Raw genomic sequence first — 11,364 nt, 5'->3', positions numbered from 1 at the left:
TTGCGGTCCCGCACCTGGCTGGCACGGACACCCTCACCAACGAAGGGCACCTGGGGCGGTCACGGTCCGGACGAGTGACGAACACCCGCTCACGGGGCTCAGACGCGGCCGCGGCACAGCTCCAGCAGGGTCATGGCCAGGGAGGTTCCGGGCTTGCCGAGGGCGTCGCTCCAGTGGGAGAGCACCTCCATCTCCCGCGAGAGGTGCACCCGGCGGCCGCCCGAGGAGATCCGGGCCTCCTGGATGACGGTCGAGACGGCCATCCGCTCCTGGATCAGGCCGATGATCCGGTCGTCGAGGGCGTCGATGCGGTCGCGGGAGTCGGCGATCAGCTGCTCGGGGGTGGTGGCGATCGTGGTCATGTCGGTTCTCCTGTGGCTGGGCGGGGCGGGTGCGACCTGTGCCGGCAGGAGCGGAAACGCAAGAGCGCCCCGGTCCTGTCGGACCGGGGCGCTCTGGGAAGTCAGTGGCTCAGGCGAGCATCACGATGACCCATGGCGACCGGACCGGCCGGTGCCATAGGTAAAGAGGAAGCTCAGCTGCTTGCGCATGAAGGGGATTATTGCCTTCCGTCCCGCTTCGGGCCAAGCCGGTTCGGATGGTGAGACGAAGAGCGCTGTGGGTCCCCCGTTAGAATCGACAAAACAGCCACCTCTTCCGCCGGAAGGCCGCCCCGTGCCAGAAGCACCCTCCGCCGCCCACGACAGCGCCCCGGACACGGTTCTCGTCGTCGACTTCGGCGCCCAGTACGCCCAGCTCATCGCCCGCCGCGTCCGCGAGGCACGGGTCTACAGCGAGATCGTCCCCAGCACGATGCCGGTGGCCGAGATGCTGGCCAAGGACCCCAAGGCGATCATCCTCTCCGGCGGCCCGTCCTCCGTGTACGAGGAGGGCGCCCCGCGCCTGGACGACGCCCGCGCCCTCTTCGAGGCCGGCGTCCCCGTCTTCGGCATGTGCTACGGCTTCCAGCTGATGGCGACCACCCTCGGCGGCCAGGTCGACAACACCGGCGCCCGTGAGTACGGCCGCACCCCGCTGGCCGTCTCCAAGGCCGGCTCCACCCTCTTCGAGGGCACCCCCGAGCACCAGTCGGTGTGGATGTCCCACGGCGACGCCTGCTCCGCCGCCCCCGAGGGCTTCGCCGTCACCGCGTCGACGAACGTCGTCCCGGTCGCGGCCTTCGAGAACGACGCGAAGAAGCTGTACGGCGTGCAGTACCACCCCGAGGTGATGCACTCCACGCACGGCCAGCAGATCATGGAGCACTTCCTCTACCGCGGCGCGGGCCTCGCCCCCACCTGGACCACCGGCAACATCGTCGAGGAGCAGATCGCGGCCATCCGCGAGCAGGTCGGCGACAAGCGCGCCATCTGCGGCCTCTCCGGCGGCGTGGACTCCGCGGTCGCCGCGGCCCTCGTCCAGAAGGCCATCGGCTCGCAGCTGACCTGCGTGTACGTCGACCACGGCCTGATGCGCAAGGGCGAGACCGAGCAGGTCGAGAAGGACTTCGTCGCCGCCACCGGCGTGCAGCTGAAGGTCGTCGACGCCCAGGAGCGCTTCCTGAACGCGCTGGCCGGCGTCTCCGACCCGGAGACCAAGCGCAAGATCATCGGCCGCGAGTTCATCCGCGTCTTCGAGCAGGCCCAGCTGGAGATCCTGCAGGAGGACGGCCCCGCGGTCGCCTTCCTCGTCCAGGGCACCCTCTACCCGGACGTCGTCGAGTCCGGCGGCGGCACCGGCACCGCCAACATCAAGTCCCACCACAACGTGGGCGGCCTCCCCGACGACATCGAGTTCGAGCTCGTCGAGCCGCTGCGCCAGCTGTTCAAGGACGAGGTCCGGATGGTCGGCCAGGAGCTCGGCCTGCCCGACGAGATCGTCCAGCGCCAGCCCTTCCCCGGCCCCGGCCTCGGCATCCGCATCGTCGGCGAGGTCACCAAGGAGCGCCTGGACCTGCTGCGCGAGGCCGACGCCATCGCCCGCCACGAGCTCACCGCGGCCGGCCTGGACCGCGAGATCTGGCAGTGCCCGGTCGTGCTGCTCGCGGACGTCCGCAGCGTCGGCGTCCAGGGCGACGGCCGCACCTACGGCCACCCGATCGTGCTGCGCCCCGTCTCCTCCGAGGACGCGATGACCGCGGACTGGACGCGCATGCCCTACGAGGTGCTCGCGCGGATCTCCACCCGCATCACCAACGAGGTGCCGGACGTGAACCGCGTGGTCCTGGACTGCACGAGCAAGCCCCCGGGCACCATCGAGTGGGAGTAGTCCCCACCCGTACGTGACGAAGCCGCCGCTCCCGCCGGAGCGGCGGCTTCGCCGTTTCTCTGGCCACTTGGCAGGGGCGCGGGTACCTTGCGCCGCGACCCGCGCCGTAGAAGGAGGGCCCACATGCCGGATCAGCCCGTACCCGTCCCCGTGGAGCGGCTCGGCTTCGAGATGCCGCCCGTGCACGACACCGTCGAAGCGGCGCGCGAGCACCGCAAGGCACGGCTCGCCGAAGCGCTGCGGCTGCTGGGGCGGCTGGGCTACGGGGACGGGGTGGGCGGGCAGGTCACCGCGCGGGACCCCGAGTTCGAGGACTGCTACTGGGTGAACCCCTTCGGGCGGGCTTTCGGCGGCCTCGGCCCCGACGACCTGCTGCTGGTCGACGGGGACGGGCGGGTGGTCGAGGGGGAGCGCCGGGTCAACGAACTGGCCTTCGCCGTGCACGCGGCGGTCCACCGGGCGCGCCCCGAGGTGGTGGCCGTCGTCCGCGCGCAGGGCCCGTACGGCCGCGCCCTCGCGTGCCTGGGCGAGCTGCTGGCCCCGATCACCCAGGAGGCCTGCGCCTTCTACGAGGACCACGCGCTGCTGGACGAGTTCGCGGGGGTCGAGGACGCCGCGCGGATCGCCCGCGCGCTGGGCCCGTACAAGGCGCTGATCCTGCGCAACCGCGGGCTGCTGACGGTCGGGGATTCCGTGGACGCGGCGGCCTGGTGGTTCATCGAGGCCGAGCGTGCCGCCCAGGTGCAGCTGATCGCGCGGGCGGCCGGGAAGCCGGTGCCCATCGACCACCGCGGCGCGGTCGCGACCCGCGAGCGGTTCGGGTCCGATCTGGCGGCCTGGGTGAGCTACCAGCCCCTGCGCCAACAGGGTGACGCAGCCGGTGGCGTCAACATCATGAACGGTTAATCACCTGCTCTGACATCGTGCGCAATCCGGAACACTGCCGCAGTGGTGCACAATTCGCTGGCATTGCACCGTAGTTCAGAGAGGCGGCACGTACGTGGCTGTCCAAGAGATCTCCCGAAGTACCCATACCGCCGCCTGCACCTGCGAGGAGTGCGCACGTGAGGGGCACCGCCGCGCCGTCGTCGCGTTCCTGGAGAAGCGCGACGAGTTCGCCTCGGGGCAGGGCGTGCCGGCCGCCGTGGCCCACTCGCTGGGGGCGTCCCGCCAGTGGGTGTCCGACGAACTGACCCTGTCGGCCCGTACCGTTGCCGACCGGGGCCGGGAGGCCGGGAACTCCTGGCTGTACCTGTTCTCCCGGCGGGCCGTCCTCGCCGTGTGGATCGCCGCCGGCGTGCTGCTGCTCGTCCAGGTGGGCACCGCGCTCGGCACCGGCTGGTCCACGGCCCGGACCGCAGGGCTGCTGGCGGCCCTGGTGCTGGCCGGGCTGCTCACGGTCGCGGCCCGCGCCCAGTCGGTGCGCGGCGGGCTGCTGGCCCCGGTGGTCGGCGAGGACAACCGGCTGTCCACCTCGAAGGCGGTGCCGAGCGCCTGGGTGGTGCTGACGGCTTTCGCCGCGCTGCTGCCCGCGCTGCGGCTGGCGGCCTCGGCGCCCGGGCCGGAGCGGCAGGCGCTGTACGCGGGGCTCGCGCTGGACCGGGCGCTGCCGCTGCTGGCGGTGGTCGGGCTGACCTCGGTGGTGGCCGTGCTGGTGCGCCGGGTGGTCTCCGTGCGGATCATGGGCCAGCGGCTGCAGAAGCTGCCGGCCGACCGGCCGCGCGGGGTGGACCTGCTCACGGACGACGCGGGGCGCGGGAGCTTCCCGGACGCCCAGTACGTGCTGGTCTCCACGGTGGTGCTGGCCTACGCGGGGGTGTCGCTGGCCCGCTTCCCGGAGCGGCTCCCGCAGCTGCCGTGGGCGCTGGCCCTGCTGGTGGCGCTGTCGGCCGCGGTGTACCTGGCCGCCAAGTACGCGGAGGGCACCCGCCCGCTCGTGCTGTCGGTGGTGCGCAGACGGGAGCCAGGGGATCTGGACGCGGCCGTCCGCCCCGGGGACGACATCGAGATCCGGGGGGTGGGCTTCGTGCCGCCCGGGGCGCAGACGCCGGAGATGCTGGCCCGGCTGGTCGTGCGGATCGGGGCGGTGCACGTGCACGTGCCGCTGGTGCCGGTGGCCGGCGGGTTCACCAACCCCTCGGACACGGTGCTGACGGTGCCGGTGCCGGCGGAAGTGGAACCGGGCCGCATCGAGATCCAGGTGGTGACCGCCGCAGGAGTGGAATCCAACCGCTGCACCATCGACGTGGCCGAGTGATGGGGGTACACATGACGCGTGACTCGAACCGACGTTCATGACGTCCCCCGGTTGAGCGACTCCTCGATCAAGGAGCAGGCGGTCCGCTACGCCCTGCTGCCGCTGCGGATCTTCCTCGGCGTGACCTTCGTGTACGCGGGTCTCGACAAGCTGACCGACTCCGCGTTCCTCTCCGCCGCCGGCGAGGGCTCCATCGGCGACCTGATGCGCGGGGTGCGCGACACCTCCGCGATCCCGGCCCTGGTGGACCTGGCGCTCAAGGCCCCCGTCGGCTTCGCCGTGATGCTGGCCATCGGGGAGATCCTGGTCGGCCTCGGCGCCCTGGCCGGCCTGCTGACCCGGGTCGCGGCCCTCGGCGGAGCGCTGATCTCGCTCAGCCTCTGGCTCACCGTGTCCTGGGCGGTGACCCCGTACTACTACGGCAACGACCTGATCTACCTGATGGCGTGGACCCCGCTGATCCTGGCCGGGGCCGGCTACCCGTCCCTGGACTCGCTGATCCGGTCGCGCCGGTCCCGCCGCAGGGCGTAGGTGACCATCCCCGTCAGGGCGGCGAGGCAGAGCCCGCCCACGGTCAGCGGGATGACCAGGAACCACGGCAGATCGGTCCGGCCGGTCGCGTCGAGCAGGTAGAGCACGCCCGCTGTGATCAGGACCAGCCCCGCGATGAGCCGTCCCGGCTGGAACTCATGACGCCGCACGGGCCACCTCCACCTGTCCCACACCCGCGTTGAGGTGCAGCTCGATCGTTCCGCCGGCCTCGGTGCCGGCGGCGGGCGGCAGCGTCGCCTCCTGGTGCTCGCCGCCGGTGCGGATCCGCACGTCCTGTCCCGTCTCCCCGGGCAGGTGGATGTCGCCCAGCCGGACCGAGACGTCGGCCACGGCCGTCACCTCGCGGGGCACGACCACCTTCAGCCGCCCCGCCTCGAGGGAGGCGCGGACCGACACGGTCGTGCCCTTCGGTACGTCCAGGCGGCTCAGGTCCAAGGTGGCGAGCCCGGTGCCCGCGTCGTAGACGGGCCGTACGTCGGCCACCGCGGCCGGCCGCCACTCCACTTCCCGCCAGTCCGTGCCGATCTCCCGGGGCAGCACCGAGGCCCCCGCCAGCAGGCCGGCGGTCACCAGCGCCAGCAGCACGGTGCCGAAGCCCGTACGGCCCTTCACCGAGCTGACCGCGAGGCCCAGGCCGAACACGGCCAGGGCCGAGGCGAACCCGATCTGCAGCGCGTGGCTGAGGGTGCTGCCCTCCCACACGGCGGCGGTGGAGCCGGCCCCGGCGAGCAGGGCCAGGACGAAGACCCGGCCGCCGATCCCGCCGCGCGGGCCGGCCGGGGCGGCGGGCTTCCGCGCGGCCTCGGCCGGAGCCTGCACCGACTCGGCGTCGTCGTCCGGGCCCCACAGGTAGCCCGTGGCGCCGACCGGGCCTGTGGTGCCGTCCTTGACCAGCGGGTCCCGCCACCAGGACGGGCCGCCGGGGGCGGGCGGAGCCTTCGTCTCCGGCGGCGCGGGGGAGTGCGCGGCCGGGTCCTCCGCCTCGGGCGGGCGGGTGTGCCGGCGCCGCTGCGACCAGTGCGCGGCCCCGCCCAGCGCCAGGATGACCAGGACCGAGAAGACCGTGAGGCCGCCGTTGTCGAGCATCGACAGGAACAGCGCGCAGCCCACCAGGGCGGCGAACACGGCCGCGAGGGTGGCGCCCTCGATCCGGCCGGTCAGCATCTTCTTCGCCTCGCTGTCGTCCTCGCCCTCCTGGGGCAGCAGCAGCCACGCGAAGCCGTAGAAGATCAGGCCGACGCCGCCGGTGACCGCGAGGACGCCGAGGACGATCCGGAAGACCACCGGGTCCAGGCCGAAGTACCGGCCCAGGCCCCCGCACACGCCCGCGAGGAGCTTGTCGCGCTTGCTGCGGCGCAGGGGCGGACGGGCGTCCGGCGGGGAAGGGGCCCCCGGCGGGGCTTCGTGTACTTCGGTCATGGGTCCATGGTGACGGGCCGCCGCGGCCCGCGGCACCGGGCCCGACCCTGGCGCAACCCTGATATCCCCCCGACAGAACTGGGGGGATGCCCTGATGCCCGGCCACCCGGCGGCGTGTGACCATCAATGGCATGCCGTCCGTAGCCGCCCCCCGCACCCCCCTCGCACCGGAACCCGAAGAAGCGCCGCAGCGCAAGCTCTACCGCAGCGCCGACGGCCGGATGCTCGGCGGTGTCGCGCGCGGTCTCGCCGGGCACCTCGGGCTGCCCGTGGTCTGGGTCCGGATCGCCTTCCTCCTGCTGTTCATGTGGGGGGACGGCCTCGGCATCCTGCTCTACGCCGCGTTCTGGGTCTTCGTACCGCTGGGAGTCGGCGGCCGCACCGGGCACCGCTCCTTCCTCGAAACCCTCGCCGACGGCAGCCGCCGCCTGCGCAAGCCCGACCGGGGACAGATCACCGCACTGATCGCGCTGCTCATCGGCGCCGGCATCTTCATCTCCAAGGTCCAGCTCGGCGGCGCCTCCGGCCGGTACGTGTGGCCGACGCTGCTGGTCGGGGCCGGCGTGGTCCTCGTGTGGCGGCAGGCCGACAACGCCCGCCGCGCCCACTGGAACGAGGCCGTCGGACGGCACGGACGCCTCCTCCAGGCCGCCCGGGCCCTCGCCGGCGTCGCCCTCGTCGGCGTCGGCCTCACCGTCTTCATCGTCGTACGGGGCTCCGCCGCCCAGCTCGGCAACGTCCTGACCGCCACCCTCGCCGTCCTCGTCGGCATCGCCCTGCTCGCCGGACCCTGGCTGATCCGCATGACCCAGGACCTCTCCGAGGAGCGCCTGATGCGCATCCGCGCCCAGGAGCGCGCCGAGGTCGCCGCCCACGTCCACGACTCCGTGCTGCACACCCTCACCCTGATCCAGCGCAACGCGGAGGACGTCGGAGAGGTGCGCCGGCTCGCGCGGGCCCAGGAGCGGGAGCTGCGGAACTGGCTGTACAAGCCCGAGGGCACCGGCAAGGACGAGGCCGAGGAGCCGGCCACCCTCGCGGAGGCCGTGAAGAAGACCGCCGCCGAGGTGGAGGACCACCACGGCGTCCCCATCGAGGTCGTCCTCGTCGGCGACTGCCCGCTCGACGACCGGCTGGCGGCCCAGATCCAGGCAGCGCGCGAGGCAATGGTCAACGCCGCCAAGTACGGTGGCGAAGGCGGGCCCGTGCAGGTCTACGCGGAGGTGGAGGGGCAGACGGTGTTCGTGTCCGTACGGGACCGGGGACCGGGCTTCGACATCGACGCGGTACCGGACGACCGCATGGGCGTACGAGAATCGATCATCGGCCGGATGCAGCGCAACGGCGGGACCGCACAGCTGCGGTCCGCGCCCGACGGCGGCACGGTAGTCGAACTTGAGATGGAGAGGGCGGCGAACGCAGCATGACCGAGGAAGCCGGTACGACCGAGAACGCGACCGAGGCCCGGCGCGTCCGCGTGGTGCTCGTCGACGACCACCGGATGTTCAGGACCGGCGTACAGGCCGAGATCGGCGACACCGGGCGCACCGGCGTCGAGGTCGTCGGCGAGGCCGCCGACGTGGACCAGGCCGTCACCGTCATCACCGCCACCCGGCCCGAGGTGGTCCTGCTCGACGTGCACCTGCCCGGCGGCGGCGGGGTCGAGGTGCTGCGCCGCTGCGCCCCGCTGATGGCGGCGGCCGAGAACCCCGTACGGTTCCTGGCCCTGTCGGTGTCGGACGCCGCCGAGGACGTCATCGGGGTCATCCGGGGCGGCGCGCGCGGCTACGTCACCAAGACCATCACCGGCACCGACCTGGTGGACTCGGTCTTCCGGGTGCAGGACGGGGACGCGGTCTTCTCGCCGCGGCTGGCCGGCTTCGTCCTCGACGCCTTCGCCTCGACGGACGCGCCGCCGGTCGACGAGGACCTGGACCGCCTCACGCAGCGCGAGCGCGAGGTGCTGCGGCTGATCGCGCGCGGGTACGCGTACAAGGAGATCGCCAAGCAGCTCTTCATCTCGGTGAAGACCGTCGAATCGCACGTCTCGGCGGTCCTCAGGAAGCTCCAGCTCTCCAACCGGCACGAGCTGACCCGCTGGGCCACGGCGCGCCGTCTGGTGTGACCCCCCGGCAGGCAGGGGTGTGATCCACGACGCAGGGGGGAAGGGCAACCGGACGGTGTCGCGCCGCCCTCTTGGGTGGCGTGATGAGCCTGACGGGGACCCCCCTCTTCGCGACCGTGGCCCTGCTGGCCGCGGTCGCCGTCGTCCTGCCGCTGGCCGTGTGGAGCAAGGTGCGCGGCCCCGCCGTCGTGCGCGTCGCGACCCGCAGCCTGATGGTGGTCTTCGCGCAGGTCACCGCCATCGCGCTGGTGTTCGTCGCGGTCAACCGGGACATGAACTTCTACGCCTCGTGGGGGGACCTGTTCGGCACCGGCAAGTACGTCACCGCCGCCCCCGACCTCGGCCCGGACGGGCTCGGCGGGAAGAAGGCCTCGGAGGTCAAGTCCGAGCCGAAGGTGAAGCAGTCGTTCCAGCCGGTCGAAGGGCTCGGCGGCCGGGTCCAGAAGACCGAGCTCGACGGGAAGATCTCCGGGGTCAAGGGCGACGTCATGGTGTGGCTGCCGCCGCAGTACGACGACCCCGCCTTCAAGGACAAGAAGTTCCCGGTGGTCGAGCTGATCCCGGGCATACCCGGAACGGGCAAGTCCTGGTTCCAGGGGGTCAAGGCGCACGAGGTGCTGGAGCCGCTGATGAAGAGCGGCAAGGTGAAGCCGTTCATCCTGGTCTCGCCGCGCGCCATGCTGCTGGGCAACGCCGACACCGGCTGCGCCAACATCCCGGGCAAGGTCAACGCGGACAGCTGGTTCAGCGTCGACGTCCGCAAGATGGTCACCGACAACTTCCGGGCGTCGGACGACTCCCGCACCTGGGGCGTCGCCGGGTACTCGGCCGGCGCGTACTGCGCCGCCAAGCTGGCGATCTCCCACCCCGACCGCTACAGCGCGGCCGTCTCCCTGTCCGGCTACAACGACCCGGGCCAGGAGCCCTCGTCGCTGGTCGCGCAGGACCCGCAGTTGCGCGTCAGCCACAACCTGAAGGCCGTGCTCAAGGCCGCGCCCACCCCGCCGGCGGTCTCGCTGTGGATGTCGGGCGCGGAGCAGGACGGCTACCTGTCCGGCATGGACCTCAAGGCGATCGCGCAGAGCCCGACCACCGTGCACGCGGAGAAGGTGACCGGCGGCCACAACCTCGACTCGTGGTCGAAGCAGCTGCCGCAGACCTTCGACTGGCTGAGCAAGACGGTCAAGGCGCCGTAGCGGCCGTGCCCGCCGTGCCCGCCGTGCCCGCCGTGCCCGCCGTGCATGCCGTGCCCGCCCTGGCCGTCCTGGCCGTCCGAGTGGCCGGGGCAGCGGTGAGCGGGGACGATGGAAGAGGAGAGCGGTGCTCCTTGGGGACGTGAAGCATGGGGATCACGAGGCCTTCGGGCGCTGTCCCTGCCACTCTCCCCTCCTCAACCCCAGGCTCTTCACGTGCGCCCGGCGGTCCCACTTCCCGTTGACGCGGTGGCCGTGTGTCCGGCCGCCGGGACGGAGAGCCATGGGTATCGTCATAGTGATCGTCGCTGTGGTCCTGCTCCTCATCGCTTACAGAGTGGTCACCCGCAAGAAGCCCGACCCGGGCCGGCTGGAAATCGAGGAGGAAACTCCGACCTTCCAGGTCGTGGCCCTGGGGCTGCAGGGCTCGGGCAAGACGCTGCTGCTGGCCAGCATGTACCACCGGCTCAAGTCGACGGCGGGTCAGAGCTACTTCCTCAAGGCCCCGCCGGACGACGTGCTGCAACTCAATCAGTGGTACAGCCAGATGGCGGATACGGCGACGGAAGCCGGCTGGCCACCCGGAACGGCCAAGGGGGAGACGCGGAACTTCACCTTCACGGTGAAGAGCCAGGTCGCCGTCGGCGTTCGGCCGCGGCCCATGCTCCATCTGAAGTACCTGGAATACGCGGGGGAACTCCTGACGGAGCCCCAGGCGCCCGGATCCACGGTGCAGGCGGAGCTGTACGACGACATCCGGCAGGCCGACGCGATGATCGGAATCATCGACGGCAACCACGTCCGGCAGCACCTGGACGGTGCCCCCCAGGGGCAGGTCCGTCTCGAGCAGACCCTGAACGCCCTGGTGCCGATCATGATCGAGGCGGAATGTCCCATCAGCTTCGTCATCACCAAGTGGGACCTGCTCGCCGATCTGCACCCCGATGAGAAGGTCCGCCTGGAACTCGTGCAGGACCTGCTGACCTCGAACGATCACTTCCGATCGTTGGTGAAGATCCACAGCACTGCTCGGGCCGTCCGCCTCATTCCCGTCAGCGCGGTGGGCCCTGGGTTCGCGACCGTCGACTCCACCGGGAGGATCGTCAAAATACCCGAGGGGAAAATACATCCCACCCGTGTCGACGTTCCGTTGTCGGCCGTCGTTCCCGACCTGTTCGACCAAGTGGAGCGCCGACTCGGCGAGGACGCCCGTGCGGCCTTCTACGCCGAGGCACGCAAACGCAGCCAACTCGCCCCGATGGAGGCGGTCGCCTCCCTGGTCATCTTCGCCGGCCAGACGGCCGGCAAGGCCATGCTCGCCGCATTCGGTCCTTCGATGGCCGTACTGACGGGGAACGCCGTGTTGAGCATGTTCCTCGACTCCACGAGCGACGAGCGCACGGAGTGGCAGGGGCGTCTCGGCCAGAACCTGAGCCAGGCCGAGCAGAACCATCAACAGTTCTGCGACGCGCGGCGCCGGGTCCTCGAAGACATGCGCCGGAAAGTAGCTGTTCTGGAAGACCAGTTGCCGCACTCCAGGTTGTCCTGAC

Annotated in this window: 11 protein-coding genes; 8 read left to right on the top strand and 3 right to left on the bottom strand. The window is 71.6% G+C overall.

The genetic code is table 11. The annotated features are described in order from the left end of the window. Positions 1–98: 98 nt before the first annotated feature. The gene (locus ACFWBN_RS15750) at positions 99–362 is read right to left on the bottom strand and encodes a chorismate mutase (RefSeq protein WP_385176747.1); all 264 of its coding nucleotides are present in this window, start codon (positions 360–362) and stop codon (positions 99–101) included. Positions 363–675: 313 nt separating this feature from the next. On the opposite strand from ACFWBN_RS15750, the gene guaA reads away from it, so the two are divergent. The 4 genes from guaA (at position 676) to ACFWBN_RS15730 (ending at position 5,056) form a co-directional block, all read left to right on the top strand. Further along, complete coding sequence (gene guaA, locus ACFWBN_RS15745; RefSeq protein ID WP_385176744.1) at positions 676–2,268, top strand: glutamine-hydrolyzing GMP synthase; 1,593 nt, start codon at positions 676–678, stop codon at positions 2,266–2,268. 87 nt (positions 2,269–2,355) lie between these two features. Beyond that, the gene (locus ACFWBN_RS15740; RefSeq protein WP_385176741.1) at positions 2,356–3,174 is read left to right on the top strand and encodes a class II aldolase/adducin family protein; all 819 of its coding nucleotides are present in this window, start codon (positions 2,356–2,358) and stop codon (positions 3,172–3,174) included. Between the two features lie 94 nt (positions 3,175–3,268). After that, a complete protein-coding gene (locus tag ACFWBN_RS15735) occupies positions 3,269–4,525 on the top strand; it encodes a hypothetical protein (RefSeq protein ID WP_385176738.1) in 1,257 nt (418 codons plus the stop codon). Positions 4,526–4,543: 18 nt separating this feature from the next. Beyond that, the gene (locus ACFWBN_RS15730) at positions 4,544–5,056 is read left to right on the top strand and encodes a DoxX family protein (RefSeq protein ID WP_385176735.1); all 513 of its coding nucleotides are present in this window, start codon (positions 4,544–4,546) and stop codon (positions 5,054–5,056) included. Here ACFWBN_RS15730 and ACFWBN_RS15725 read toward each other — a convergent pair. Both ACFWBN_RS15725 and ACFWBN_RS15720 read right to left on the bottom strand, forming a co-directional pair. Beyond that, complete coding sequence (locus tag ACFWBN_RS15725; RefSeq protein ID WP_385176732.1) at positions 5,002–5,226, bottom strand: hypothetical protein; 225 nt, start codon at positions 5,224–5,226, stop codon at positions 5,002–5,004. The genes ACFWBN_RS15730 and ACFWBN_RS15725 overlap by 55 nt on opposite strands. Next, the gene (locus ACFWBN_RS15720) at positions 5,213–6,496 is read right to left on the bottom strand and encodes a PspC domain-containing protein (RefSeq protein WP_385176729.1); all 1,284 of its coding nucleotides are present in this window, start codon (positions 6,494–6,496) and stop codon (positions 5,213–5,215) included. The genes ACFWBN_RS15725 and ACFWBN_RS15720 overlap by 14 nt, the downstream gene beginning before the upstream one ends. Before the next feature lie 131 nt (positions 6,497–6,627). Here ACFWBN_RS15720 and ACFWBN_RS15715 point away from each other — a divergent pair, with 131 nt between their 5' ends. From ACFWBN_RS15715 to ACFWBN_RS15700, 4 genes are all read left to right on the top strand, one after another. Further along, positions 6,628–7,923 (top strand): PspC domain-containing protein, encoded by a 1,296-nt coding sequence (locus ACFWBN_RS15715; RefSeq protein ID WP_385176726.1) that lies wholly within the window; start codon positions 6,628–6,630, stop codon positions 7,921–7,923. Continuing rightward, positions 7,920–8,621, top strand: coding sequence for a LuxR C-terminal-related transcriptional regulator (locus tag ACFWBN_RS15710; protein ID WP_385176723.1), 702 nt, complete (start codon positions 7,920–7,922; stop codon positions 8,619–8,621). The genes ACFWBN_RS15715 and ACFWBN_RS15710 overlap by 4 nt, the downstream gene beginning before the upstream one ends. A gap of 83 nt (positions 8,622–8,704) precedes the next feature. After that, a complete protein-coding gene (locus ACFWBN_RS15705; protein ID WP_385176720.1) occupies positions 8,705–9,817 on the top strand; it encodes an alpha/beta hydrolase in 1,113 nt (370 codons plus the stop codon). A gap of 334 nt (positions 9,818–10,151) precedes the next feature. Continuing rightward, a complete protein-coding gene (locus tag ACFWBN_RS15700) occupies positions 10,152–11,363 on the top strand; it encodes a hypothetical protein (protein ID WP_385176717.1) in 1,212 nt (403 codons plus the stop codon). Position 11,364: the final 1 nt, after the last annotated feature.

Origin of the sequence: Streptomyces sp. NPDC059989, assembly GCF_042736975.1 — a bacterium.
GTDB lineage: Bacteria > Actinomycetota > Actinomycetes > Streptomycetales > Streptomycetaceae > Streptomyces.
Note: the sequence above shows the minus strand (reverse complement) of the source record. Positions and strands in the feature narration are given on the sequence as shown.